Source organism: Acuticoccus mangrovi (assembly GCF_016411865.1).
In the GTDB taxonomy this organism is placed as follows: Bacteria; Pseudomonadota; Alphaproteobacteria; order Rhizobiales; family Amorphaceae; genus Acuticoccus; species Acuticoccus mangrovi.
The window spans coordinates 21,258-47,438 of record NZ_JAEKJA010000005.1; the positions used below are offsets into that span (position 1 = coordinate 21,258).

The 26,181-nt window shown below is 71.0% G+C and carries 22 protein-coding genes and 1 pseudogene; 11 read left to right on the plus strand and 12 right to left on the minus strand.

From position 1 onward, the window contains the following. Window positions 1-18 precede the first annotated feature (18 nt). Window positions 19-1,038, minus strand: coding sequence for a dienelactone hydrolase family protein (locus JCR33_RS06770; RefSeq protein WP_198881286.1), 1,020 nt, complete (start codon window positions 1,036-1,038; stop codon window positions 19-21). A gap of 70 nt (window positions 1,039-1,108) precedes the next feature. Then, complete coding sequence (locus JCR33_RS06775; RefSeq protein WP_198881287.1) at window positions 1,109-1,501, minus strand: hypothetical protein; 393 nt, start codon at window positions 1,499-1,501, stop codon at window positions 1,109-1,111. Between the two features lie 121 nt (window positions 1,502-1,622). On the opposite strand from JCR33_RS06775, the gene JCR33_RS06780 reads away from it, so the two are divergent. Further along, on the plus strand, window positions 1,623-2,858 hold the full coding sequence (locus JCR33_RS06780; protein ID WP_198881288.1) for a hypothetical protein: 1,236 nt from the start codon (window positions 1,623-1,625) through the stop codon (window positions 2,856-2,858). 39 nt (window positions 2,859-2,897) lie between these two features. On the opposite strand, the gene yihA is transcribed toward JCR33_RS06780, so the two are convergent. From yihA to rpmH, 4 genes are read right to left on the minus strand one after another with little or no spacing between them, the layout of a single operon-like run. After that, on the minus strand, window positions 2,898-3,596 hold the full coding sequence (yihA, locus tag JCR33_RS06785; protein WP_198881516.1) for a ribosome biogenesis GTP-binding protein YihA/YsxC: 699 nt from the start codon (window positions 3,594-3,596) through the stop codon (window positions 2,898-2,900). Then, entirely contained in the window at window positions 3,593-5,440 is a 1,848-nt protein-coding gene (yidC, locus tag JCR33_RS06790) for a membrane protein insertase YidC (RefSeq protein ID WP_198881289.1), read from the minus strand. The genes yihA and yidC overlap by 4 nt, the downstream gene beginning before the upstream one ends. Further along, complete coding sequence (gene rnpA, locus JCR33_RS06795; RefSeq protein ID WP_198881290.1) at window positions 5,440-5,808, minus strand: ribonuclease P protein component; 369 nt, start codon at window positions 5,806-5,808, stop codon at window positions 5,440-5,442. The genes yidC and rnpA overlap by 1 nt, the downstream gene beginning before the upstream one ends. A gap of 11 nt (window positions 5,809-5,819) precedes the next feature. Then, the gene (rpmH, locus tag JCR33_RS06800; RefSeq protein WP_108660728.1) at window positions 5,820-5,957 is read right to left on the minus strand and encodes a 50S ribosomal protein L34; all 138 of its coding nucleotides are present in this window, start codon (window positions 5,955-5,957) and stop codon (window positions 5,820-5,822) included. A gap of 381 nt (window positions 5,958-6,338) precedes the next feature. On the opposite strand from rpmH, the gene JCR33_RS06805 reads away from it, so the two are divergent. From JCR33_RS06805 to ychF, 6 genes and pseudogenes are all read left to right on the plus strand, one after another. After that, a complete protein-coding gene (locus tag JCR33_RS06805) occupies window positions 6,339-7,112 on the plus strand; it encodes a TVP38/TMEM64 family protein (RefSeq protein WP_198881291.1) in 774 nt (257 codons plus the stop codon). Further along, window positions 7,109-8,515: a dihydrolipoyl dehydrogenase family protein gene (locus tag JCR33_RS06810; protein ID WP_198881292.1), complete on the plus strand. Its 1,407-nt coding sequence runs from the start codon at window positions 7,109-7,111 to the stop codon at window positions 8,513-8,515. Before JCR33_RS06805 ends, JCR33_RS06810 begins: the two co-directional genes overlap by 4 nt. A 130-nt stretch (window positions 8,516-8,645) precedes the next feature. Beyond that, window positions 8,646-10,091, plus strand: a complete 1,446-nt coding sequence (locus tag JCR33_RS06815) for a sensor histidine kinase (RefSeq protein WP_198881293.1) — start codon at window positions 8,646-8,648, stop codon at window positions 10,089-10,091. A gap of 345 nt (window positions 10,092-10,436) precedes the next feature. Beyond that, window positions 10,437-11,087 (plus strand): 50S ribosomal protein L25/general stress protein Ctc, encoded by a 651-nt coding sequence (locus JCR33_RS06820; protein WP_198881294.1) that lies wholly within the window; start codon window positions 10,437-10,439, stop codon window positions 11,085-11,087. 27 nt (window positions 11,088-11,114) lie between these two features. Continuing rightward, window positions 11,115-11,711 (plus strand): annotated as a pseudogene (gene pth / locus JCR33_RS06825) (aminoacyl-tRNA hydrolase); the annotation flags it as partial. A gap of 103 nt (window positions 11,712-11,814) precedes the next feature. Further along, the gene (gene ychF / locus JCR33_RS06830) at window positions 11,815-12,912 is read left to right on the plus strand and encodes a redox-regulated ATPase YchF (RefSeq protein WP_198881296.1); all 1,098 of its coding nucleotides are present in this window, start codon (window positions 11,815-11,817) and stop codon (window positions 12,910-12,912) included. A gap of 168 nt (window positions 12,913-13,080) precedes the next feature. Here the strand turns inward: ychF and JCR33_RS06835 are convergent, their stop codons facing one another. Further along, entirely contained in the window at window positions 13,081-13,584 is a 504-nt protein-coding gene (locus JCR33_RS06835) for a hypothetical protein (protein WP_198881297.1), read from the minus strand. A 249-nt stretch (window positions 13,585-13,833) separates the two neighbouring features. Between JCR33_RS06835 and JCR33_RS06840 the strand changes: the two genes are divergently transcribed. Then, window positions 13,834-14,883, plus strand: coding sequence for an Ldh family oxidoreductase (locus JCR33_RS06840; protein ID WP_198881517.1), 1,050 nt, complete (start codon window positions 13,834-13,836; stop codon window positions 14,881-14,883). 2 nt (window positions 14,884-14,885) lie between these two features. Here JCR33_RS06840 and uraD read toward each other — a convergent pair whose 3' ends face one another. Further along, on the minus strand, window positions 14,886-16,370 hold the full coding sequence (gene uraD / locus JCR33_RS06845) for a 2-oxo-4-hydroxy-4-carboxy-5-ureidoimidazoline decarboxylase (RefSeq protein ID WP_198881298.1): 1,485 nt from the start codon (window positions 16,368-16,370) through the stop codon (window positions 14,886-14,888). A 157-nt stretch (window positions 16,371-16,527) separates the two neighbouring features. Here uraD and JCR33_RS06850 point away from each other — a divergent pair, with 157 nt between their 5' ends. Further along, window positions 16,528-17,712, plus strand: coding sequence for a urate hydroxylase PuuD (locus JCR33_RS06850; protein ID WP_198881299.1), 1,185 nt, complete (start codon window positions 16,528-16,530; stop codon window positions 17,710-17,712). A gap of 57 nt (window positions 17,713-17,769) precedes the next feature. On the opposite strand, the gene JCR33_RS06855 is transcribed toward JCR33_RS06850, so the two are convergent. After that, complete coding sequence (locus JCR33_RS06855) at window positions 17,770-19,842, minus strand: ComEC/Rec2 family competence protein (RefSeq protein ID WP_198881300.1); 2,073 nt, start codon at window positions 19,840-19,842, stop codon at window positions 17,770-17,772. Between the two features lie 257 nt (window positions 19,843-20,099). Here JCR33_RS06855 and gltX point away from each other — a divergent pair, with 257 nt between their 5' ends. After that, window positions 20,100-21,524 carry a glutamate--tRNA ligase gene (gene gltX, locus JCR33_RS06860; protein ID WP_198881518.1) on the plus strand — a complete coding sequence of 475 codons (1,425 nt, stop codon included), beginning with the start codon at window positions 20,100-20,102 and terminating at the stop codon, window positions 21,522-21,524. On the opposite strand, the gene JCR33_RS06865 is transcribed toward gltX, so the two are convergent. Beyond that, entirely contained in the window at window positions 21,509-22,747 is a 1,239-nt protein-coding gene (locus JCR33_RS06865; RefSeq protein ID WP_198881301.1) for an MFS transporter, read from the minus strand. The genes gltX and JCR33_RS06865 overlap by 16 nt on opposite strands. Before the next feature lie 201 nt (window positions 22,748-22,948). On the opposite strand from JCR33_RS06865, the gene gltA reads away from it, so the two are divergent. Next, window positions 22,949-24,244, plus strand: coding sequence for a citrate synthase (gene gltA / locus JCR33_RS06870; protein WP_198881302.1), 1,296 nt, complete (start codon window positions 22,949-22,951; stop codon window positions 24,242-24,244). 104 nt (window positions 24,245-24,348) lie between these two features. Here gltA and JCR33_RS06875 read toward each other — a convergent pair whose 3' ends face one another. Together JCR33_RS06875 and xdhC are read right to left on the minus strand one after the other, a co-directional pair. Beyond that, window positions 24,349-25,380, minus strand: a complete 1,032-nt coding sequence (locus JCR33_RS06875) for a guanine deaminase (protein ID WP_198881303.1) — start codon at window positions 25,378-25,380, stop codon at window positions 24,349-24,351. Continuing rightward, window positions 25,377-26,174, minus strand: a complete 798-nt coding sequence (gene xdhC / locus JCR33_RS06880) for a xanthine dehydrogenase accessory protein XdhC (RefSeq protein ID WP_198881304.1) — start codon at window positions 26,172-26,174, stop codon at window positions 25,377-25,379. The genes JCR33_RS06875 and xdhC overlap by 4 nt, the downstream gene beginning before the upstream one ends. Between the last annotated feature and the right edge of the window lie 7 nt (window positions 26,175-26,181).

Sequence of the window (26,181 nt, forward strand, 5' to 3'; positions counted from 1 at the left end):
CGCAAGCGGGCTTAGGGGTCAGCTCTCGCGCTCGGGAAACAGGATGGGGTTGAGGAAGTCGGCGAGCGCGGCGTTGGAGCGGATCCTCACCGCCTCGTCACCGCCGATGAGGTAGCCGTCGCCGTTCGCGCAGAGGCCGAGGATCAGCGCACGGGAGGCGGGACCGGTCATCGTGAAGAAGGAGTTCTCGTCGTGCACCGTGCCGTCGGAGGCGACGCGGAGCCGGCAGTCGGCGATGTGGGTGGGCGCGCGCCAGGTGCGGCCGGAGCCGTCCCAGCGATGGCGGGCGTCGTAGCGGTGGATCTCGACCCGCGAGCCGCCGCGGCGCAGATCGGCGGCGAGCGTCTCGCAGGCTGCGGCGTCGATGATGGCGTCGCGCTCGCCCCACAGCATCATCACCGGGGCGCCGGTGGTCGAGGGATCGTCGAAGCGGGCGATGCAGGGGCCGTAGAAGGCGACGTGGGCGGCGAAGGGGACGGGAGGCGCGTAGGCGTCCACCACCTGGCGATAGGCCGAGAACACGGCCGACATGCCGCCATAGGAGAAGCCGATGAGGGCGGTGCGGCGGGCGTCGACGTCGGGCCGCCCCTCGAGCCAGCGCAGCGTGGCGAAGGCGTCGGCGAGGGCCATCGCCTCGGTGGTCTTGATGAGGCGCTCCACGAAGCGGCCGCCGCCGCGCGCGCCGAACACGTCGATCACCGCGACGGCGACGCCCTGGGCGGCGAACTCCTGGGCGTAGCGGCCCTCGCGGCGCTCGCTGACGCCACCGGCGCCGTGGAGCAGGATCACCGCCGGCGCGGGCTTCTCGGGGCTGGCGCCGCGGGCGGGGTAGAAGCGCACGTCGGCGGGGGTGGCCGGAGCCTTGCCGGCGGCACGGTCGGCGAGACCGAAGGGGCTCGACGAGGCGATCTCCGGCCGGATCGGTCGCACGCTGCCGCCCGGCCACGCGCCGGACGGGTCGAGCTGCGCCATCGCGGGCGGACTGGCGCCGAGAAGCGTCAGAACGAGGAGGAGGAGCGCGGCGGTCGCGTGGGGCATGCGCCGAGATGTGTGGCGGCCGGCGCGCCGGCAAAGGCCGCGGTGCGAATTGCCGCAGCGGGCTGAAGGCTCAGGGGCACTCCGCATAGTCGACGAGGCGACGCGTGATCCAGCCGCTGACCTTCTTGTCGCCGTCATACACCGTCACCGGGCAGAAGCGCGCGCCGACGGGCCGCTTCTTCGGCATGCAGTCCTGGAACTCGGCCTTCCACACGTCGACGAGCTCCGGGCTGGAGCCTTCGCCGCGACTGAGGCTCTTTCCCGAAAAGGCGATGACGGGCTGATTGTCGGCCTTGTAGCTCCCGACGATCTCGGCCTTGCCGCGCGGCTTCGCCCGCACGTCGAGTGCGCGCTTCTGCGGCAGGTTGATGGCGTAGCAGCCGAAGCCGGAGGTGGCCGCGGCGGGCGCGACGGTGAAGCCGAGTGCGAGCAAGCTCGCCGCCAAGGCGATCGATAGACGCACACATATCTCCCATGGTTCGGCCGGCTCCGGCGAGGATTGCTCGTCGGCGGGGCGAGAGGCCGCTTGCGCTGAGGGCGTGCGACCGGTGAGACTGGCCGCACGGGTGGGGAGGATAGCATAGGTGGCGGGCTTCTACTTCCACATCGGCATGGACAAGACGGGGACGACGTCGATCCAGCGCACCCTCCATCTGGAGCGGGCGCGCCTTGCCGAGGCCGGCCTCGTCAGCCCGCATCTGCCCTCGCCCAACCACAGCCACTTCGTGGATAGCCAGTTCCGCCTTCCGCTCGACCGGTTCGACGCCGTGCTCACCGCCCGCGGCGACGCCGTCTACGTGAGCGAGCGGGCGGCGATGCGTGCCGCCTTCCTGGCGGAAATGGAAGCGGCGATCGGGGCGGGCAGCGACGCCATCCTGTCGGCGGAGACGGCGAGCACCATGTCCGCCGCCGAGGCGGTCGCGACGCGGGAGGCGCTCGCCCCGCGGCTCGGCCCGGTGACGATCCTCGCCCTGGTGCGGCCGCCCGCCGCCTACGTCGTCAGCGCCGCCCAGCAGGCCCTGTCCGACGGCAAGGCCATCACTCAAGTGGTCGAGGCGCCACGGCTGCCGCGCTACCGCGAGCGCTTCGCCGCCCACGTGGACGCCTTCGGCCGCGACCGGGTGCGCCTTGCCGTGTTCGCCCCCGGGCTGCTGGTGGAGGGGTGCCCCTTCCAGACCCTGTTGGGGCTGATGGACACCCCGCGCCCGGCGCTCGCGGACCTGCGCGCCGCGCGGGCGAACTCGTCGATGAGCCTCACCGCCGCGAAGTTTCTCTCCGCGATCCACGCGAGCCTCGCCGCCCGCCGGAGGGTGGCGCTCCCCGACCCGATCGTGCGGGCGATGGAGGCGGGGCCCGTCGGCGCCTATCTCGCCCACGCGAGCGCGGCGGAGGGGCGCCCGCCGGCGCTGCCGCCGGTGCTGATGCACCACCTGGTGTCGATCCCCGGACCCCGCTTCGCGCTGCCGTGCGAGATCGCCGCGCACCTCGCCGAGACCGGCGACGGCGCGCGCTGGCTCGCCGACACCTTCGGCCTCGACGTCCTCGGCGGGGACACGCCGCTCGGCGAGACGATCCCCGCCGCCGACTTCGCCCACTTCGACGACGGCGAGGTCGCGGCGGTCGCGGCGGCGCTCGCCGAGATCAACGCCGAGATCACCGAGCCCATCGAGGTGCTGATGGAGCGCCGGCGGCAGGGCTCCCAGGCGGCGGTGCGGCGCTACGTGCACCCCGCCGCGCCGGATCCCGTGGCCATGGAGCGGCCCCGCGCGCCCCGTCGGCGCGGTCTCGTCGGTCGTCTGCTGGAGCGGTGGGGCGCCTGAGGCCCGATCGGGCGGTGCCCGACACCTCGTGAGGTCGGGCTACTCGGCGACGAGGGTGGCGATGGCGGCGCGCAGCTCGTCGAGCCCCTCGTTCTTCACCGAGGAGGTGAGGAGCACGTCAGGATGGGCCGCGGCGCGGCGGCGCAACGCCGTCTCGGTGGCGGCCACCACCTCGCGCTGGGCGGCCTTGCCGATCTTGTCGGCCTTGGTGAGCACGGCCTGATAGCTGACCGCCGCCTCGTCCATCACCCCCATCGCCTCGACGTCGACGGGCTTCGGCCCGTGCCGGGCGTCGATGAGGAGATAGACGCGGCGCAGATTGGGCCGTCCGCGCAGGTAGCTGAACACGAGCTTGGTCCACGCCGCCACCTCCACCTTCGGAGCCTTGGCGTAGCCGTAGCCGGGCATGTCGACCACCACCGGGCCGACGCCGTCGGTGCGGGCGAAGAGGTTGAGGGCGCGGGTGCGGCCGGGCGTGTTCGACCAGCGGGCGAGCTGCTTGCGCCCGGTCAGCGCGTTGAGGAGGGAGGACTTGCCGACGTTGGAGCGGCCGGCGAAGGCGACCTCGGCCGGCCCGGTGGCCGGCAGCTGATCGATGGCGTGGCACGAGCGCAGGTAGCCCCACTCGCCGGCAAAAAGCAGCCGCCCGGCTTCGAGGCGGGCGGCATGTTCGGCGGCTGCGGCGGCCGCGTCCGGCTCGTTCTCGCCGGCCTCGGTGGGGGGGAGGAGCGCGGTCAGGTCGCGCCCTTCTCTTTCTTGGAGCGGCGGAACAGGCGGGCGATGTTGTCCCACAGCTCCACCTTCACGCCCTGGCGCCGCATGATGACGTATTGCTGCGTCACCGACAGCGAGTTGTTCCAGGCCCAGTAGATCACCAGACCGGCCGGGAAGGAGGCGAGCAGGAAGGTGAAGAACACCGGCATCCAGTTGAAGATCATCGCCTGCGTGGGGTCGGGCGGCGTCGGGTTCATCTTCATCTGCAGCCACATGGACACGCCCATGATCATCGGCCACACGCCGAGCATGAGGAAGTGACCGATCATCGGCACCGTCGACGGATCCCAGGGGATGAGGCCGAAGAGATTGAAGACGGTGGTCGGATCGGGCGCCGACAGATCGTTGATCCAGCCGAAGAAGGGCGCATGCCGCATCTCGATGGTGACGAACAGCACCTTGTAGAGCGAGAAGAAGACCGGGATCTGGATGACGATCGGGATACACCCGGCGAGCGGATTCACCTTCTCCTTCTTGTACATCTCCATCATGGCCTGCTGCTGCTTCATGCGGTCGTCCTTGTACCGCTCCCGCATCTGCTGAACCTTCGGCTGCAGCGCCTTCATCTTGGCCATGGAGACGTAGGCACGCTGGGCGAGCGGGAAGAACAGCAGCTTGACCATCACCGTCACGATCAGGATCGCGACGCCGAAGTTGCCGACGAGCCCGTAGACGAAGTCGAGGGCGAAGAACATCGGCTTGGTGATGAAGTAGAACCAGCCCCAGTCGATCAGCAGGTTGAACCGATCGATGCCGAGCGTCTGCTCGTAGCTGCGGATGAGGTTGGTTTCCTTGGCGCCGGCGAACACGCGGTTGACCGCCTCGCCGGTGGTGCCGGGGGCGATCTCCACCGCGGCGGCCATGTAGTCGGCCTGATAGGCGGGCACGCCGTTGCTGCCGGCATAGAGGAAGCGCGGCGTGAAGGTCTGCCCCGGATCGGGGATGACGGCGGTGGCCCAGTATTTGTCGGTGATGCCGAGCCAGCCGTCGCTCGCCTCGGAGAGCTTCTCGACGCCGGCCTCCTGCAGATCCTTGTACTTCGTCTGGACGAGGCCGTCGTCGCCGACCACGCCGATCATGCCCTCGTGGAGGATGAAGAAGCCGGAGGTCTTCACCTCGCCCTGCCGGCGCACGCGGCTATAGGGGTAGAGGGTGACGGCCGCGTCGGAGGTGTTCTCCACGCTCTGGGAGACGGTGAACATGTAGTTCTCGTCGACCGAGATGGTGCGGCGGAAGACGAGGCCGGCGCCGTTGTCCCAGGCGAGGGTCACCGGCGTGTCGGGCGTCAGCGTCTCGCCGCTCTCGAGCGTCCACAGCGTGTCGGACGCGGGCACGGTGAGCGTGGTGTCGGCCGGCACCCAGCCGGTCTCCACGAAATAGGGGTGGGCGGTGCCGACGGGCGAGAGGAGCACGATCTCCGGGCTCTCGTCGTCGACGGTGACGTGGTAGTCCTTGAGCTTCACGTCGTCGATGCGGGCGCCGACGAGGCTGATGCTGCCGTCCACGCGGGGCGTGTCGATCGGCACGCGCGGTGCCTCGACACCGGCGGCCGGCGCGACGGCGGCCGTCGCCGGGGTTGCGCCGTTGCTCGTCGCGGACTGGGGCGCGGACGGAATGTCGCTCGGGCCGGTGCTCACGGCGCTGTTCGGCGTCGCGGTGGGGCTCGTCGTGGTCTCGGCGCTTTGCTGCGCCACCTGCTGAGCCTCTCGCTCGGCCTGCATCTTCGGCTCGATGAAGAAGAACTGCCACAGGATGATCACCGCCAGCGACAGGCCGATAGCGAGGAACATGTTGCGGTTGTCGCCCATTACGCTCTCTTTCGAACGGCAGGTCGGTTGAGTTTGGCGCCGGCGGCTTCGAGCGCCGCGGCGAGGTCGTCGCCAAGGCCGGCGAAAGGCGCGTCGAGTGCGGCGCGCCTTGCCACGATCACATAGTCGGTCGAGGCTGAAAAATCATCGCGCATCCGGTCGCTGAGTGCGCGGAGGCGACGCTTGATGCGATTGCGCACCACGGCGTTGCCCACCTTCTTCGTCACCGTGAAACCGACGCGCGGCGCCGGATCGCCGACGGTCTCGTCGCCCGCGCGGCGCAGCGCCTGAAGTGTGAACGCGTCCCGGTTCACGCGCACGCCCTTCGCGACGGCCTTGAATTCGGCGCGTCGCTTGAGGCGCGGCATCGATCGGCCCGTCAGGCCGAGAGGGACTTGCGACCCTTGGCCCGACGCGCGTTGATCACGCGGCGGCCGCCCTTGGTGGCCATACGGGCGCGGAAACCGTGACGGCGCTTCCGCACCAGCTTGCTCGGTTGATAGGTTCGTTTCGTCATGACAGCCTCTCGCCGTGGCCTAGCGCACGCCGCAGCGCGGGACACAGGGGTGGAAAGTGAAAAAGAGGAGCGCACGCGCTCCCCGACGTCGGTCGTATAGAAATGGCGACGCAGCCTGTCAACGCAAGCGCGACGTCGCCGTCGTCTTTGCCCGTCGCCGCGGCACGCGTCGCGCGCCCGAGCGCGGCGCCGCGGCGCTCACGCCCGCATCACCCAACCTTGACCATCACCGCCGTGGTCTGCTGCTTGTCTCCCGATGGTCCCGGCTACACTCTTTTCGCGAGGGTCGGACATGTCGCGAGCGGCGGAGTGGGCCGACGGATCGGCCGAACCCGTCTCGAACGACGACCCTGCGAGGAAAGAGTGAGTTCACCGGAGCCCATGGCCATCCCCGACAAGGCGCGCCCCGCGCGACGGCGCTGGCTGAGGTGGTGGCCTCTCGCCCTCATCCTCGCCGCCATGGTCGTGTTCTACGCCAGCGGCCTGTCGAGCGCGCTGTCGCTGCAGACGGTGATCCGCGAGCACGCCCGGCTCGAGGCGGCGGTCCATCAGCATCTGGTGCCGGCGGTCGCCGCCTACCTGGTCGTCTACGTGGTCGCCGTCGCGCTGTCCTTTCCGGGCGCGAGCTTCCTCACCATCGCCGGCGGCTTCCTCTTCGGGATGGTGGGCGGGTCGATCCTCACCGTACTGGCGGCGACGGTCGGAGCGGCGCTGGTCTTCCTCGCCGCGCGCACGTCGGTGGGGGCGGCGCTACGGGCGCGGGCCGGCCGCTTCACCCAGCGCCTCGCCGAGGGGTTCGAGGAGGACGCGTTCCACTACCTCCTCTTCCTGCGCCTCGTGCCGCTCTTTCCCTTCTGGCTCGTCAACGTGGCGCCGGCGCTCTTCTCGGTTCGCCTCGGCACCTACCTCTCGGCGACGGCGATCGGCATCGTGCCGGGCACCATCGCCTACGCTGCTCTGGGGGACGGGCTCGGCGGGTTGATCGAGGCGCAGGAGGCGGCTCGCCCCGGATGCGTCGAGGCGGGGACGTGCCAGGTCGATCTCGCCGCCCTCGCGACACCCAAGCTCGGCGTGGCGCTCGTCCTCCTGTCGCTCGCGGCGCTGATCCCGGTGGCGCTGAAGCGCTGGCGGGCGACGCGGGGGCGGCGGACATGAGCACCCTCACGCCCGACATCTGCGTGATCGGCGGCGGCTCGGCGGGCCTCACCGTGGCGGCGGCCGGGGCGAGCTTCGGCCACGACGTCGTGCTCGTGGAGCGCGGCGAGATGGGGGGCGACTGCCTCAACACCGGCTGCGTGCCCTCCAAGGCGCTGATCGCCGCCGCACGCTACGCCCATGCCGCGCGCGCCGGCGCCCGCTTCGGCGTCGCCGGCAGCGCCGAGGTGGATTATGCGGCCGTGCACGCCCACGTCGCCGGCGCCATCGCCACGATCGCCCCCATCGATTCGGTGGAGCGGTTCGAGGGGCTTGGCGTGAGGGTGATGCGCGAGAGCGCCCGCTTCCTCGACGGTCGGACGGTCGTTGCCGGAGAGGCGACGATCCGCGCCCGTCGCTTTGTGATCGCGACCGGCAGCCGGCCGGTGGTGCCGCCGATCGAGGGCCTCGCCGAGGTCGGCCCGCTCACCAACGAGAGCGTGTTCGATCTGACCCGTCTGCCGGCGCGGCTCCTCGTCATCGGCGGCGGGCCGATCGGGGCGGAGCTGTCGCAGGCCTTCGCCCGGCTCGGCGCGGCGGTGACGGTGGTCGAGGCGAGCCGCCTCCTCGGCCGGGAGGATCCGGCGGCCGTCGACGTCGTGCGCGGTGCGCTCGCCGACGACGGGGTGAGGCTGATCGAGGGCGTCGGCATCGCCCGCTGCGTCCGCGTCGATGGCGGGATCGAGGCCACCCTTTCCGACGGGCGGACGATCGTCGCCGACGACGTTCTCGTCGCGGTCGGCCGGCGGGCGGCGACGGCCGACCTCGATCTCGCCGCCGCCGGTATCGAGACGCGCGAGGGCGCCGTGGTGGTCGACCACGGCCTGCGCACCGCGAACCGGCGCGTCTTTGCGATCGGCGACGTGACGGGCGGGTTGCAGTTCACCCACGTCGCGGGCCACCAGGCGAGCCTTGCGGTGCGTGCCATCGTGTTCCGCCTGCCGGTGCGCTACCGACCGGAGCTGATGCCGCGGGTGACCTACACGGCACCGGAGCTCGCGCAGGTGGGCCCGACGGAGGCCGAGCTCCGCGCCGGCGACGCCCGGGCGCGGGCGGAGACGGTCGCCTTCACCCACAACGACCGTGCCGTCGCCGACGGCGACACGCGCGGCTTCGTCAAGCTCTTGATCGACGGTCGGGGAAAGCTCGCCGGGGCGACGATCGTCGGCCCCAATGCGGGCGAGATGATCGCCCCCTACGCCCTCGCCCTCGCCGGCAAGGTGAAGCTCTCCACCATCGCCTCCTTCGTGCCGCCCTATCCGACGCGGGCGGAGGCGGGGAAGCGGGCGGCGGTGAACCACTTCGCCGCAAGCCTCACGAAAGGCTGGGTGCGCAAGCTCCTCATGGTGCTGAAGCGTCTCTGAGGGGGCGCGGCAGGCGTGGAGGACAGGCCGGGCGCCCCTGTCGATGTTGTGATCTCGGGTACGTTCTAACTTGTATCCGCATCGCCGGAGCGTGTATTGCCAACCTTCCTAATGGGCGGAAGGGGTCGTCATGGGACCCGACACGGAGGAATGGCGACGCGGACCACGGCCTGGGCTCGGGACCAAGCTTCTCGTCCTCACGGTCGTATTCGTCATGCTGTCGGAAGTTCTGATCTTCGTTCCCTCGATAGCCAATTTTCGTGACAACTGGCTGAAGGACGCTCACCGCAACGCCTCCGTGGCGGCGGCGATCATCGCCGGAACGGCCAACGTGCCCGAGCAGCTCAAGATGCGCCTCCTCGAGGCGACCGACACCATCGCCATCGCCCACCGCGAGGGCAACCGGCGCCGCCTCATCGCCATGGCCGCGCCGCCCACCATGGTCGACCGCCACGTGGAGCTCGGCAACGAGACGGTGTTTCAGTCCATCGTCGCGGCGTTCGACACGCTGTTCGCCCCCAACGGCCGCATTATCCGCGTGACGGCGATGCCCGAGGGGCGCCACGAGGAAGTCGACGTGGTGTTCGACGAGACCCAGCTGCGCCAAGACATGCTGGCCTACGCCCGCAACATCCTCGGCCTGTCCCTCGTCATCTCGATGATGACGGCGATGCTCGTCTATATCAGCCTGCGCTGGCTCTTCGTGCGGCCGGTGCGCCGCCTCGCCCACGCCATGGCCGACTTCGCCGAGGATCCGGAGGACGAGGAGCGCACCATCGTCCCCTCCCGCCGGAGCGACGAGATCGGCGAGGCGGAGCGTTCGCTGGCGGCGATGCAGCGCCAGCTCACCGACACCATGGTGCAGCGCCGCCGCCTCGCCGAGCTCGGCATGGCGGTGTCGAAGATCAACCACGATCTCAGGAACCTGCTCGCCTCGGCCCAGCTCTTCTCCGACCGTCTCGCGATGGTGCCCGATCCCACGGTGCAGCGCTTCGTGCCCAAGCTCGTGCGCGCCCTCGACCGGGCGGTGGGCTATACCAGCGGCGTGCTCGCCTATGGCCGCTCCGGCGAGGCGCCGCCGTCGCGCCGGCTGATCGACGTGGCGCGCCTCGCGACCGACGTCGGCGAGGGTCTCGGCCTCGACGCCCACCCCAACATCGACTTCCGCATCATCGTGTCGGAGGGGATGGAGATCGACGCCGATCCCGACCAGCTCTACCGCGTCCTGATGAACCTCTGCCGCAACGCGATGGAGGCGCTCGAGAGCAACCCGCACGAGGCGGTGGTGCGGCGCCTGGCGATCGCCGCGGAGCGGGCGGGATCGGTGGTGCGCATCGTGGTGTCCGACACCGGCCCGGGCGTGCCGGACGCGGTGCGCCAGAACCTCTTCCAGCCCTTCCAGGGCAACGGGCGGCGCGGCGGAACCGGCCTCGGCCTCGCGATCGCCGCGGAGCTGGTGCGCGCCCACGGCGGCTCGCTGGTGCTCCTCGACAGCAGCACCGGCGCCTCGTTCGAGATCACGATCCCCGACCGGCCGATCGATCTCGCCTCGGCGCGGCGAGCCGCCAGCGCCTGAGACCGCCAGCGCCTGAGACCGCCAGCGCCTGAGACCGCCTGCGCCTGAGACCGCCAGCGCCTGAGACCGCCTGCGCCTGAGACCGCCAGCGCCTGAGACCGCCAGCGCCTGAGATCACCTTTCCCTGAGGCCCCCGGGCCTGAAGCCGTCCGCGCCCAAGGCCGCTGCGCGCGGGGCGCAGTGTCGGCTCCAAACTTGACCTCGGCGGGTTGTCTTCCGGCGGCTCGTCACCTATACACCCGTCTCCCGCACCCCTGGAGGCGGGACGCGCCGACGTGCGCGCAGAAGCCGGCAGCCGTTTTTTGGGCACCCGGCTTCATCCGAACACCGATGAGGAGAGTACCGATGGCCACTGGCTTTACGCTGAAGGCCGAGGTGCGCGAACGGACGGGCAAGGGGGCCGCGCGCGCACTGAGGCGAAAAGGACAGATTCCCGCCGTGATCTACGGCAACAAGGAGGCCCCGATCGCGATCGCGGTGCCGCACAAGCAGGTCAGCCTCGCCCTTTATGGCGGCGGCTTCACCACGCACGTGTGGAACATCGAGGTCGACGGGCAGACCATCCAGGCCCTGGCGCGCGACTATCAGCGCGAGCCGGTGCGCGACTGGCTGCTCCACGTGGACTTCCTGCGCATCACCGCCCGCAGCCGCGTCTCGGTCGACGTGCCGGTGCACGTCGTGGGCGAGGACGACTGCCCCGCCCTGAAGCATGACGGCGTTCTGAACCTCGTCGCCCATACCGTCTCCGTCGAGGCGCCGGCGACCCGCATTCCGGAGGCCATCGAAGTCTCCGTCGCGGGCTGCGAGATCGGCGACACCGTGACGAGCGACGCGGTGACGCTGCCGGCCGACGTGGTCTTCACCGACGCCGAGGCCTTCCCGATCATCACGATCTCCGCCCCGACCGTGGAGATCGAGGAAGAGGCGGAAGAGGCCGAGGCCGCCGCCGAAGCCGAGGCGCCCGCCGAAGACGGCGAAGCGTCCGACGAAAGCTAGCCGGCTGCGAGGCCGAGCGAGATGATGATGAAGCTCTTCGTCGGCCTCGGAAATCCCGGCGGGACGTACGCCATGAACCGCCACAACGTGGGGTTCATGGCGATCGACCGCATCCACGACCGGTGGAACGGCGGTCCCTGGCGTCGCAAGTTTCAGGGCGAGGTGGCGGAGGCCGACATCGCCGGCCAGCGCGTCATGTTCTTGAAGCCGATGACCTATATGAACGAATCGGGCCGCTCGGTTGCCGAAGCGGCCCGATTCTACAAGGTCGATCTGACCGACATCGTGGTCGCCCACGACGAGATCGATCTCCCGCACGGCAAGTTCCGGATGAAGGTCGGCGGAGGCACCGGCGGCCACAACGGCCTGAAGTCCATCTCCGCCCACATGCGCGACGGCTACCGCCGGCTGCGGATCGGCATCGGCCACCCCGGCCGCAAGGAGATGGTGCCCGGCTACGTCCTGCACGACTTCGCCAAGGCCGATTTCGCCTGGCTCGATCCGATGCTCGACGCCTTCGCCGATCACGCCCCCATCCTCGTCGAGGGCAACGACGCGGCGTTCGCCTCCAAGGTGCACGCCGCGCTCGCGGGCGCGGGCCGGGCGAAGGGCGACAAGCCCGCCGCTCCGCCCGCCAGCCGTGCGCCCGAGCCGCGCCAAGGGCGCGACGGCAAATCCTCCGGCGGCCCCTTCGCCGCACTCGCGCACCTTTTGCGGAAGTAGCACCATGGGATTCAAATGCGGCATCGTGGGCCTGCCCAACGTGGGCAAGTCGACGCTGTTCAACGCCTTGACGAAGACTGCCGCGGCGCAGGCGGCGAACTATCCGTTCTGCACCATCGAGCCGAACACCGGCGACGTGGCGGTGCCCGATCAGCGCCTCACCGAGATCGCGCGGATCGCCAAGTCGGCGGCGATCGTGCCCACGCGGCTGACCTTCGTCGACATTGCCGGCCTCGTGCGCGGCGCCTCCACGGGGGAGGGGCTCGGCAACCAGTTCCTCGCCAATATCCGTGAGGTCGACGCCATCGCCCACGTCCTGCGCTGCTTCGAGGACGACGACATCACCCACGTCGCCGGCGAGATCGACCCGATCGCCGACGCCGACACGGTCGAGACGGAGCTGATGCTCGCCGACCTCGAAAGCCTGGAGCGCCGCGCGACCAACATACGCAAGCGCGCCCAGTCCGGCGACAAGGACGCCAAGGCCGAAGTGGCGCTGATGGACGCGGTGCTGGAGCTCCTGCGCGAGGGCCGTCCGGCGCGCGAGCTCGCCGTCGCCGAGGAGGACAGGCGCGCCTTCAAGATGCTGAACCTCCTCACCTCGAAGCCGCTCCTCTACGTCCTCAACGTCGACGAGGCGTCGGCGGCGACCGGCAACGACCTCTCCCGCCGCGCCGAGGAGATGGCGAAGCGCCAGGGCGCGGCGTCGGTGGTGATCTCGGCCGCCATCGAAGCGGAGATCGCCCAGCTCCCGGCCGAGGAGCAGGCGGAGTTCCTGGAGACGCTGGGTCTCGAGGAGCCGGGTCTCGATCGGCTGATCCGGGCGGGCTACGGGCTCCTCGATCTCATCACCTACTTCACCGCGGGGCCGAAGGAGGCGCGGGCCTGGACCATCCGCGCCGGGACCCACGCGCCGCAGGCCGCGGGCGTGATCCACACCGACTTCGAGCGCGGCTTCATCCGCGCCCAGACCATCGGCTACGACGACTTCGTGTCGCTCGGAGGCGAGAGCGGCGCGCGCGAGGCGGGCCGGGTGCGCGACGAGGGCAAGGACTACACCGTCGCCGACGGCGACGTGATCCACTTCAAGTTCGCGACGTAGGGCCTAGCGCGCTTGCCGCTCAGGTCGGATCAACCTGAGCGAAGAGCAATCGCGCCAGATCTGGAGAGCGAGCACGTCCCGCTCAACCTGATCCAGGTTGAGCGGGACGTGCTCTAGGACGTAGGATCCGGGACGACGGGCGGCGCCGGCCGAAACGGCCGCGCCCGCCTATTGGTCCGGCGCCGGGCGGGCGATGCGGCAGCGCCCGTCATAGACGTGCCAGGCGTCGTAGTCGTCGATGCAGACATAGACCTTCCAGCCGAAGCCGACGAACCCCGCGTCCTCCTCCACGAAATAGTGGGCGGTGGAGCGGGCGCCATTGTCGAGCGAGACGGAGGCCGTGCAGTAGCGGCGGGCGAGGGGGCTCGGACTATAGAGCGGCTGGATCGCCTCGCCGGTCGGCACGAACTCCACCACGCGGGGGATGCGGTAGACCGCTTCCGCGCGGTTGGCGAAGCTGACCGCGGCGGTGACGACCGGCTGGGCGTCGCACGCCGGGGCGACCGCGTCGTTGGGGCAGTCGGTCGGATCGCCCCAGAGCCAGATGTTGTTGAAGGTGCTGCACTTGCCAAAGCCGGACTTCTTCACCGGCTCGGCGGGAACGTCGGCGGCGCTGGCGGCGACGGCCGTCATCATCACGACGACGAACGCTGAGAGGATTCGTCCAAACACGGCCTACCCCGCCATCTCATCAATGATCACCCCCGTTATTGGACGAGCCGGCCCCGCCGCACAACCGGGCGGCAGCACGGACCGGCGGATGCGTGACCGCTTGGCCACACTGGGGCCGCCTCTTCCGCGCCGATCGCTGCCGCAGTATGCCTCGTTGAACGGGAGCGAGAGGGGATGTCCGCCGTGAGTGAGAGCGATACCAGCGCCAGCGCCGCCGCTGTCGCCCAGGAGGACCGCCGCAGCCGGGTGATGGCCGACGATCTCGCGGCGTTCTGCCACGCCGTGCTCCGGGCTGTCGGCGCCGACGAGGCGACCGCCGACGCCGCGACGCGGGCGATGATGCACGGCTCCCGGCTCGGCGTCGACAGCCACGGGGTGCGCCTTCTGGAGCACTATGCGGGGGTCTTGGAGGCCGGCCGCGTCGCCCGCGCGCCATACGTCACCATCGTGCGCGAGCTCGGCGCGGTCGCGACGCTCGATGCCGGCTTCGGCCACGGCGCCCTCGCCGGCTACCGGGCGATGGAGAAGGCGATCTCGATCGCCAGCACCTACGGCATCGGTGCGGTGGGGATCCGCAACATGTCCCACTTCGGTCCGGCCGGCGCCTATGCGGTGGAGGCGGCCAAGGCGGGGCTGATCGGCTTTGCCACCTGCAACTCCGACAGTCTGGTGCGCCTGCACGACGGCGCCGCCCTCTTCCACGGCACCAACCCGCTCGCCTGGTCGGCACCGGTGAAGGGTCAGCGCCCGTGGCTTCTCGACATGGCGACGAGCGCGGTGCCGTTCAATCGCGTGCTCCTCTACCGCAGCCTCGGCCTCGCGATGCCGGCGGACACGGCGTCCGACGAAGCGGGCGCGGCGACCACCGATCCGCACGCCACCGCGATGCTCGCCCCGCTCGGTGCCGCCTTCGGCTTCAAGGGGGCGGGGCTCGCGGGGGTGGCGGAGGTGTTCAGCGCGGTCCTCACCGGAATGCAGCTTTCGACCGAACTCCTGCCGATGAGCTCGCAGGACAAGACCACGCCGCGCGCCCTCGGCGGCTACATGATGGCGATCAATCCCGACGCCTTCGTGGACCGGCCGGTGTTCGACGACACGATGACGCGCTATCTCGCCAATCTGCGCTCCTCACCCGCCCGCCCCGGCACCATCGTGATGGCGCCCGGCGACCGCGAGTGGGCCGAGTGGGACCGGCGCGAGGTCGCCGGCATTCCCATCGATCCGGACACCGAGGCCGCGTTCGCCCGCTTCGCCGAAGCCCACGGTCTCGACCCGCTGCCGATCCGCCCGGCCGGCTGAGGTCAAGCCTCGCCGGCGAGGAGGCGGACCGTCGCGAGGAGCGCCGACTGGACCATCAGCGGTCCACCTCTCGCGCGGTTCTTGTGGCGCCGCGCGCCGGGGAGCCGCACTCCGGGCTCGGCCGCGAGGCGGGCGAGGAAGGCGTCGGCCCGCGCGAGCGTGCCCGGCCCGCCGATCTTTTCCGGCGACAGGGCGAGCACGAACACCCCGCCCGGCGGCACGCCCGCCTCGTTGAGCGGGGCCTCGTCGGAAAACACCTCGCCGACCACGCCGCCGGCGAGAAGCTCCACCATCAGCGCGATCGCCGAGCCCTTGTGGCCGCCGAAGGGGAGCTGCGCGCCGGCGAGGATCTCGGCGGGGTCGGTGGTCGGCTCGCCGTTCGCGTCGATGCCGACGCCCGGCGGCACCTGCCGCCCGTCGCGGCCGGCGATCATGATGTCGCCGCGCGCCATCGCCGAGGCGGCGAGATCGAACACCACCGGCGGAGCGTCGGCCCGCGGATAGGCGAAGGCGAGCGGATTGGTGCCGAAGAAGGGCCGCTTGCCGCCCGCCGGGGCGAGATAGGGGAAGTTGGCGGTGCAGGCGAAGCCGGCGAGGCCGCGCTCGGCGAGATACTCCACCTCGTGCCAGAGGGCGGCGAAGTGGCGGGTGTTCTTGACGGCGAGCACGCCCGTGCCAAGCCGTTCGGCGGTCTCGGCGACGGCGGGCAGACCGATGGCGTAGGCGGCCGGGGCGACGCCGCCGTCGCCGTCGATCACCACCGCGCCCTCGGGGCCGTCGATCCGCCGCGGGCGGGCGGTAGGGTTGATCACGCCGAGGTCGATCGCCCGGATATAGGCGGGCAGGCGGAAGAGGCCGTGCGATTCGGAGCCGTCCCGCTCGGCGGCGAGCACGGTGTCGGCGATCGCGGCGACGTTGGGTGCGTCGGCGCCGTGGCGGGCGAGGGCCTTTTCGACGAGAGCGCGCAGCGCGGCGGGCTCGGCCGGCTCGCGCAGGGGCTCCGGCCCTGCGGAGAGCGAGGCGAGGCGAAGGCGCGCAATCTTGTGCACCTCGTCGAGGGCGGCGCGGAATTCGGCGGCCGGCTCGCCCTCGACGCGGCGGCGGAAGGCGTCGAGGATCGCCGCCCGGTCGAGCCCCTTCACCGCGATGATGAAGGGAAAGCCGAAGCGGCGCACATAGCGCTCGTTGAGCGTCTGAAACTCGGCGAACTCGGCCTCGGTGCACCGGTCGAGCCCGGCGCCGGCCTGCTCGGCGGCCGAGTGCTCGGTGAGGGCGAGGCCGAGCCGGCTCGCAAGGTCGGGGTGGCTGCGCAACAGGGCGAGCTGGCGCTTGGTGCCCGCCCGGTCCACCACGCGGGCGAACACGGTGGCGAGATCGTCGGCAGGGTCGACGCCGCCGTCCCACGCCGCTTCGGGGATCCAGGGACTGTGCTCGTAGATCGAGCCATAGCGGGCGATGAAGGCGGCGCGCGCGTCGTCTGGCGTCATGAAGGGCTCCGGTCGGGAAACCGCGCCGGCGGATGCGGGCGGGGGAGGGATGGGCTAGGCTCGCCGAAACGGTTCGCGGTCAGCCTGGCATGCGGATTGTACGCCAAGTCCGAACGTCAACGCAGCCTAGCGCCCCGGCGCCGATCGAGAAACACGCATGGGATATGCACACGACTTCCTCGCCCTCTTCCTGCGCTGGGCCCATGTCGTGGCCGGAATATCCTGGATCGGCTCCTCGTTCTACTTCATGTGGCTCGACGCCTCGCTGAAGCGCCGCGCCGGCATGCCCGACGGGGTGAAGGGCGACAACTGGTCGGTGCACGGCGGCGGCTTCTACCACACCCAGAAATACATGGTGGCGCCGGAGGCGATGCCGGACGATCTCCACTGGTTCAAGTGGGAGAGCTACGCGACCTGGCTCACCGGCTTCGCCCTCCTCTCGGTCGTCTACTGGGCGAACGCCGAGCTCTATCTGGTGGCGCCCGGCGGACGGGTCGAGCCGGGCGTGGCGATCTTCTGGTCGGTGTTCGGGATCGTCGCGGGGTGGGTGGTCTACGATCTCCTCTGCCGCTCGCCGCTGGCGCGCGCGCCGATGGTCCTCTTCGGCCTGCTCTTCGTCTTGATCACCTTCACGGCCTATCTCTACGGCCACGTCTTCTCCGGCCGCGCCGCCTTTCTGCAGACCGGGGCGATGATCGCCACGGTGATGACGGGCAACGTGTTCTTCGTGATCATTCCGAACCAGCGGGTGGTGGTGGCCGACCTCAAGGCCGGACGCACCCCCGACCCGAAGTATGGGGTGATCGCCAAGCTGCGCTCCACCCACAACAACTACCTCACGCTGCCGGTCCTCTTCCTGATGCTGTCGAATCACTATCCGATGACGTTCGGCAGTCCGCACGCCTGGGTGATCGTGGCGATCGCGCTGTGTCTGGGCGCCATCGTGCGCCACTGGTTCAACACCTACGAGACGGGGGCGAAGGGCGTGGCGGTCGCCTGGCAGTGGCCGCTGGCGCTCGCCCTCGCGGTGGCGATGACGGCGTATGCGGGCCTTGCGAGCGCGCCCTCGGTGCCGGTCGCCTCGGCCGGGCGGACGGTGGCCGATACCGAGGCGTTCGCGATCGTCGCGGAGCGCTGCGCCCCCTGCCATGCCGCGGCGCCCACCTTCGCGGCGTTCAATGCCGCGCCGGGCGGCGTGTTCCTCGACACCCCGGAGCGGATGGCGACGAACGCCGACGCCATCGTCGCACAGGCGGTGACGACGCACACGATGCCGCTCGGCAACATCACCGGCATGACCGAAGCGGAGCGCGCCACGCTCGCCGCCTGGGCCGCGAAGTAGCGCTCGCCGCATCCCGCTCCTTCGCCGCATCCTGCCCCCTCGCGGCGTTCGGCGGCCTCAGTCGCGGGCGACTTCCGGCGGGGCGTGCCAGCGGCGGCGGCTCCCGCCGGGGCGGGCGCGTTCGAGGATCCAGCCGCGCGCGGTGCGGCGGGCGGTGACGGCGCCGCTCGCGACGAGCACGCGGCGGTCGATCACAAGGGGCGCCGCGCACCGGGCGACGCGGTCGGTGCTCACCACCACCTCGGCGAGGGCGCAATCCTGCGCGAGGGCGCGCGGGGAGCGTGCGATGGCGAGGTGGCCGGCGGCGAGCGGCAGGGTGCAGCCGAGCCGGTCGCAGCGCGCGCCGGCGATGGCGTCGGGCGGGCGGGCGTCACCGTCGGCGCCGAGCCACAGGGTGGGGGCGAAGCCGGTGGCGCGGCCGAGGAGGGCGAGGCGGCCGTCGGGGCCGCGCGCGGCGACGGTGGCCCCGTCGTCCGACACGTAGAGGTCGGGACGCGGCGTCGTCGGCGCGAGGGCGAGCCCCGCGGCGAGGAGGGCGAGGCCGAGGAGGCGCCACCACGCCACCGAGAGGGCGAGCCAGAGGATGCCGCCGCACGCGAGGAGGGCCGCCGCGGCCGGAATGCGTCCGACGAGACCCGCGTCGCCCGTCCATGCCGCGACCTGCCGCGCGACGGCGAGGATCGCGGCGAGGCCGAGCCCCATCGCCTCCAGCGGCAGCGCTTCAAGGCCGAAGGGCATCGCGGCGAGGGCGACGACCCCCGCGGGCATCGCGATGAAGGTGAGGAGAGGCATCGCCGAAAGGTTGGCGAGGAGGCCGAGCGGGGCGAGGCGGTGGAAGTGGAAGACCGCCGCCGGCAGCGTCGCGAGCCCGGCGATGAGCGAGGTGAGGGCGAGGCCCCACAGGAAGGCCGCCATCGGATGGAGCGCCCGCCGCCGCCAGGGCCGCGTCGCCCACGCCTCGTAGAAGCCGACGAGGGCGACGACCGCGAGGAAGGACATCTGAAATCCGGGCTCCACCACGCTGACCGGGTCGACGACGATCACCGCCACGGCAGCGACGGCGACGGTGCGCATCGTCAGCGCCGGTCGATCGGCGAGGATCGCGACGAGGCCGACGACGAGCATCACGTAGGCGCGCAAGGTGGCGACCGAGGCGCCGGAGAGGGCGAGGTAGGCCGTCGCCGCGAGGAGGCCCGCGACGGCCGCCCACTTGCGGATCGGGAAGCGCAGCGCGACGCCCGGCAGGAGGGCGAGGGCGAGGCGCACCGCGGCGAACACCGTGCCCGCGACGAGCGCCATGTGAAGCCCGGAGATCGCGAGGATGTGGCCGAGGCCGGAGCGGCGCAGCGCCTCCACGTCGCTCTCGGCCATGCCGCCGCGCTGGCCGACGAGGAGGGCGTCGGCGAAGCCGGCGGTGGCGCCGGCCCCCAAGGTGGCGGCGACGCGCGCCGAGATCGCCCGCCGCAGAGCGTCGACGCGGGCGGCGAGACCGCCGTCCGCGGGTACAATCATCTCGGGCGCGCCATAGGCGAAGCCGGTGGCGCCGATGCCGTCGAAATAGAGCCGGCGCGCCGCATCGTAGCCGCCCGGATAGACCGGGCCGCGCAGCGGGAAGAGGCGCGCCGTGACGCCGACGCGGGCGCCGACCGGGGGCGGCGGGCCGCGCAGCGAGATCCGCACCCGGCGTGGGCGGGGACCGCGGAAGCGCCCGGCGTCGGGCGCCACCACCATCATGCCGCCGTCGCCGCGGGTGTCGGCGGCGACGACGCGGCCCTCGAGCCGCACCGTCTGGCTGAAGGCGAGGAGGGGGGTGCCGCGCCACTCGCTCTGCAGCGCGAGGAGTAGGGCGCCGAGGGTGAGGGCGGCGAGCGTCATCGCCGGCCCCGAGAGGGCGGCAAGGCGCGAGCGGCCGAGGAGATGGTGGGCGGCGAGGAGCGCCACGAGCGCGGCGGCGAGCGGCCCGGGCGGCGGATCGAACGGGGCCTCGACGGCGAGCGCGACGCCCGCCGCCATCACCACCGGCAACCATAGGGCGAAGCGGCCGAAGGCGGCATCGCGCGCCGCCGAGCGGGCGAGCCAGCGCCACGCGGCGCCGCGCCTCGCGGGCCGGCCGGCCGCGACGAGGCTCACGGCGCCGCCCCGCGCACCCTCGTCACCTCGTTCGCCTCGGCTGCCCCTTGCATGGGCGACCTCCCCGGTCGGCGGGTCATGGGTGACCTCCCAGGTCCATGGGTCGTCTCCCCGGTGATCGATCCGGCAATCGTCCCGACATTTGCGCGCCTGTGCGGTGACGGACGAGCTGCCACGCGCACCATAGGGTCGACGGGACCGCCCGCATTTCGCTACACCACCCGCGAGGCCTCCATACTAGCGTGTGTGCGATGACAATGAAACCCAAGGTGGTGACGCGGTTCGCCCCGTCCCCCACCGGCTTTCTCCATATCGGCGGGGCGCGGACCGCGCTCTTCAACTGGCTGTTCGCCCGCCACTACGGCGGCGAGATGCGGCTGCGGATCGAGGACACCGATCGCGCCCGCTCCACCGAGCCCGCCATCGCCGCGATCCTCGACGGCCTCACCTGGCTCGGCCTCGAGGGCGACGGGGACGTCGTCTACCAGTCGACCCGCGCCGCGCGCCATCGCGAGGCGGTGATGGAGATGCTCGACAAGGGTGCCGCCTACCGCTGCTACGCGACCCAGGAGGAGCTCGCCGAGATGCGCGAGACGGCGGCCGCCGAGGGCCGCCCGCCGCGCTATGACGGGCGCTGGCGCGACCGCGATCCCGCCGAGGCCCCCGCCGGCGTCGACCCGGTGATCCGCCTCAAGGCGCCGCTCGAGGGCGAGACCATGGTGCCGGACCTCGTTCAGGGCGAGGTCCGCTTTCCCAACAAGGACCTCGACGATCTCGTCGTGCTGCGCTCCGACGGCACGCCCACCTACATGCTGGCCGTGGTGGTGGACGATCACGACATGGACGTGACGCACGTGATCCGGGGCGACGATCACCTCACCAACGCCGCCCGGCAGACGCTGATCTATCAGGCTCTCGGGTGGGAGGTTCCGGCGATGGCGCACATCCCGCTCATCCACGGGCCGGACGGGGCGAAGCTCTCCAAGCGGCACGGTGCGCTCGGCGTCGACGCCTATCGGGCGATGGGCTATCTGCCGGAGGCGCTGCGCAACTATCTCGTCCGCCTCGGCTGGGCGCACGGCGACGAGGAGATCTTCTCCACCGAGCGGATGATCGAGCTCTTCAGCCTCGAGGCGGTGGGCCGCTCGCCGGCGCGCTTCGACTTCACCAAGCTCGAAAATCTCAACGGCCACTATATGCGCGAGGCGGCGCCCGAGCGGCTGATGGCGGCGCTGCCGCCGGTCATCGCCGCCCGCGAGGACGCCGAAGCGGTCGAGGCGGCGCTCGCCGCGGGTGGGCGCGAGCGCCTCGCCGTCGCGCTGCCCTCGCTGGCGGAGCGGGCGAAGACCTTGGTGGAGCTCGTCGACAACGCCGCCTTCCTGTGGGCGGAGCGGCCGCTTGTGATGACCGACAAGGCGGCGAAGCTCCTGGAGGGCGACGCGCCCGCCCATCTGAAGGCGCTGCATGAGAAGCTCGCCGCCGTCGAGGCGTGGGCGATGGAGCCGCTCGAGGCCGCGGTGCGCGCCTACGCCGAGGAGGCGGGGGTTAAGCTCGGCAAGGTGGCGCAGCCGTTGCGGGCCGCGCTCACCGGCAGCAACACCTCGCCCGGCATCTTCGACGTGCTGGTGGCGCTCGGCCGGGAGGAGGCACTCGCCCGCATCGCCGATCAGGCCGCCGCCTGAGGCACCGGCGCCGCGAGGGCCTGGGCGAGCCGCGGCGCGGTGATGAGGAAGAGGCCCGACATCGCGAGGCAGTAGGCCGACATCACCAGCGCCTGCTCGGGGAAGGTGATGCCCGCGTCGATCAGCGCCCCGGTGATGCCCGGGCCGGCGGCGGTGGCGAACACCATCGCCGCCGTCGCGAGCGCCTTGATGCTGCCGATGTGGCGCGTGCCGTAGAGGGTGGCCCACACCGAGCCGAGGAGCGTGACGGAGAAGCCCTGGGTGAGGCCGAGCCCGCAGAGCATCGCGAACCACACGACGGCGCCGCCGGGCGCGGCGAGCGCGGCCACCCCCGCCGCGATGGGCAGGAGGAAGAAGGGCAGCACCCGCACCGGCCCGATCCGGTCGATGAGCGGCCCCGCGACGAGCGACGTCGCCACCGTCAGCCCCGCATAGAGGGGGAAGGCGAGGGCGAGTGTCGTCAGCGCGAAGCCGTGCACGGTGGCGATGTGCACCTGGTGGAAGATGGCGCAGGTGCCGATGAAGGGCGGCGCGAGGATCCCCGGCAGCAGCGCCCACAGCGACCAGTGGCGCAGCACCTCGCGGCGCGTCCAGTGGCGCGCCTGCATGCCGCTCGCCGCGTCCTCCCCGCCCTCGCCGCCGGGTGTGCGCCCGTGCCGCAGGAGGACAAAGAAGGTCGGCAGGAGCACGAGGCCGACCGCAGCCGCCACCAGCCCCCAGGTGGCGCGCCAGCCGACCCAGTCGATCACCGAGACGCCGAGGAGCGGGTAGAGCGACTCCGCGGCGGGATAGCCGAGCACGGCGACCGCCACCGCCTTGCCCCGGTTGGCGCGGAACCAGCGGGCCATCGCGGTCATCGCGAGGTGGCTCATCATGCCCTGGCCGCAGAAGCGCAGGCCGAACACGGCGACTGCCAGCATGACGGGTCCGGCGGCCACCATCATGACGAGCGCGGCCGCCGTATAGGCGATCAGGATCGCGACGGCGAGCCGCACCAGGGGCAGCGTGTCGGCGAGGCGGCCGATGTTGATGAGGAGCACGGCGGAGGCCAGCGTGGCGATGGTGTAGAGCCCGCCCCACTCGCCGTCGCTCAGTCCGAACTCGCTCCGAAACACTCCGGAAAACAACGAGATGAAATAGGTCTGCCCAAACGCCGATCCGAAGGCGAAGAGAGCCCCGGTGCCGAGCCACCAAGCGTTTTGGCGATAGAAGGCGGTGCGCATGTCCTGTCCTATCGCTGGCGTCAGGATTGCGATAGGGCGCTTCTGCATCGCTCGGCGATGTTGGTAAGGCTTGATGGGGAGGGGCTCATCGGATAATCGGCAGGGGAGAAGTTTGAACGCATCGCGGGTGGCGACCATCCTCTGGCGCATGGCCGCGAACCGACGTTCCCTTCATGGACAAAAAAGAAAGCGGGGCCGACGATGACTACGGACCATAACGCGCAATTTGCCGTCGGCACCGAGACGGTCGATTACGAGGTGATGCACGGCACGGAGGGACCGAGCGTCGTCAACATCGCCTCTTTCTACAAAGACACCGGGATGTTCACGTACGACCCCGGCTTCACCTCGACCGCCTCCTGCGAATCCAAGATCACCTACATCGACGGCGATGCCGGTGTTCTTCTCTACCGCGGCTATCCGATCGAGCAGATCGCCGAGCAGGGCGACTTCCTCGAGACCTGCTACCTGCTCCTCTACGGCGAGCTGCCGACCTTCCAGCAGCATCAGGAGTTCGTGAAGTCGGTCACCTACCACACGATGATCCATGAGCAGATGAACCGCTTCTACGCCGGCTTCCGGCGGGACGCGCATCCCATGGCCATCATGACCGGCTGCGTCGGGGCCCTGTCGGCCTTCTATCACGACTCCACCGACATCTCCGATCCGCATCAGCGCATGATCGCCTCGATCCGCATGATCGCGAAGATGCCGACCATCGCCGCCTGGGCGTTCAAGTACTCGATCGGCCAGCCCTTCGTGTACCCGCGCAACGATCTCGACTTCTCGGCGAACTTCCTGCGCATGTGCTTCTCGGTGCCGTGCGAGGAGTACAAAGTGAACCCGGTGCTGGCCCGCGCGATGGACCGCATCTTCATCCTGCACGCCGACCACGAGCAGAACGCCTCCACCTCCACGGTGCGTCTCGCCGGCTCCTCCGGCGCCAACCCGTTCGCCTGCATCGCGGCCGGCATCGCCTGCCTCTGGGGCCCGGCCCACGGCGGCGCCAACGAGGCGGCGCTTAACATGCTGGAGCAGATCGGCTCCGCCGACCGCATCCCCGAGTTCATCGACCGCGCGAAGGACAAGAACGATCCCTTCCGCCTGATGGGCTTCGGCCACCGGGTCTACAAGAACTACGACCCGCGCGCCCGCATCATGCAGAAGACCTGCCACGAGGTGCTCGCCGAGCTCGGCATCAAGGACGATCCGCTCCTCGAAGTCGCGATGGAGCTCGAGAAGCTCGCCCTCCACGACGAGTACTTCGTCGAGAAGAAGCTCTACCCGAACATCGACTTCTACTCGGGCATCACGCTGCGCGCGCTCGGCTTCCCGACCACCATGTTCACCGTGCTGTTCGCGCTCGCCCGCACCGTCGGCTGGATCGCGCAGTGGAAGGAAATGGTCGAGGATCCGAGCCAGAAGATCGGCCGTCCGCGCCAGCTCTACACCGGCGCCAAGCGTCGCGACTATCTGCCGAGCGCCCAGCGCGGCTGATCCGCGGCACCCGCGGCGCGGTACGCGGCAGACATCGGAAAGGCCCGCTTCGGCGGGCCTTTTTCGTGGGCGACAGCTCGGCGTGGACGGCGTCGCGCGGTGGGCTATTGCGGCCGCGAGCGGCGCGGAACTCCCTCGGCCTCGGCCGCCACCTCCATGATGTCGAAGGTGGTGCCGCCGCCGATGTCGGTACCGAGCTTCACGGTGACGCCCGCCTTCAGGAGGCGCGTCACGTCGCAGCGGCCGGACTTCAGGAAGCGATTGGCCGTCGGGCAGTGCGCCACCACGGCGTCGTGCTCGGCAAGCGCGCCCACCTCGCGGTCGGCGAGGTGGATCGCATGGGCGAAGATCGCCCCGGGCCCCAGCACCCCGAAGCGCTCGTAGACGCCGAGATAGTCGGGTGCGTCGGGAAAGAGGCGGGCGACCCACTCCACCTCGGCGCTGTTTTCCGACAGGTGTGTCTGCATGCCGCAGGTCGGATGCTCGCGCCACAGCGCCCCGGCCGCTTCGAGCAGCTCTGGCGTGGAGGTGGGCGCGAAGCGGGGGGTGATCATGTAGCTGAGGCGCCCGTCGTCGGCGCCGTGCCAGCGCTCGATGAGCGCCTTCGACTGGTCGTAGGCGTCCTGCGCCGGGGTGAGGAGGGCGGAAGGGGCGTTGCGGTCCATCATCACGAGACCGGCGCGCACGCGGATCGTCCGCGTCATCGCCTCGGTGAAGAGGGCGTCGACGGAGACCGGCGAGGAGGTGCAGAAGATGGTGGCGTCGGTGGTGCCGACGGCCTCCAGGCGGTCGAAGAACTCCACCGCGACCTCCGCGGCGTAGTCCGGATCCTCGAAGCGCGCCTCCTCGGGGAAGGTCACCGTCTCGAGCCATTCGAGGAGCTCGCCGGCGAAGGTGCCGACGATGCGGGTCTGCGGATAGTGGATGTGAACGTCGACGAGACCCGGCGTCAGCAGCGTGTCGACCGGCACGACGGGAATGTCGGGATTGTCGGCGATGATCTCGAGCGCCGGGCCGAAGGCGATCACCGTGTCCTCCTCCACGACGACCGCGCCGTCCTCGATCTCGGCGAAGGGATCGGCGCCGGTGATCGTGCCGGTGAAGGGGCGCAGGCGTCCGCGCTCGATGATCGTCATGGCGTGCCGTCGAGAATGAGGAGTTGGGCGGCGACCGAGGCGGCGATGATCGCCGGCGACTTGCCGGTGATGGCGTCGAGGCCGATCGGACAGGTCAGGCGGTCCGTGGCGAGGCCGCGCTCGGTGAGGCGGTGGATGAAGGTCGCCTTCTTGCTCTTCGACCCGATGAGGCCGAGGAAGGCGAACGGACGGGCGAGCACCGCAGCCACGATCTCGAGGTCCACCGCGTGGCTGTGCGTCATCACGAGGTGGAAGGCGTTGTCGGGCGCCTCGGCGACGACGGCCTCGGGGATCGCGACGCGCCGGCAGGCGATCGCGAGGTCGGTGGGCCACAGGCTCTCGGCGCGCGCGTCGATCCACTCGACGGCGAAGGGTAGCGGCGTCAGCGCCCGTACGAGGGCGGTGCCGACGTGGCCGGCGCCGTAGACGACGACGGGCCGCATCGGCGGGTCGGTGATGGTGACGCCACCCATCTCGAACGGCCCCTCCGGCGGGGTCGTGATGCGGCGGATATAGATCGTCATCGCCCCGCCGCAGCACTGGTCGAGATTGGGGCCGAGGATGACGTCGAGCGTGGTCTCCTCCTGCCCGGCGGCGAGGAGGGTGCGGGCCGCCTCCACCGCCCGGTGCTCGGCCTCGCCGCCGCCGATGGTGCCGTCGGTCCGGTCGGCGGTCACGATCATGTAGGCGCCGATGCCGCGCGGCGTGGAGCCCTTGATCCCGACGAGGGTCGCGACGGCGGTGGGGCCGGCCCGGACACGGGCGGCGAGGGTGGCAAGGTCGGCTTCGCTCATCGGCGGC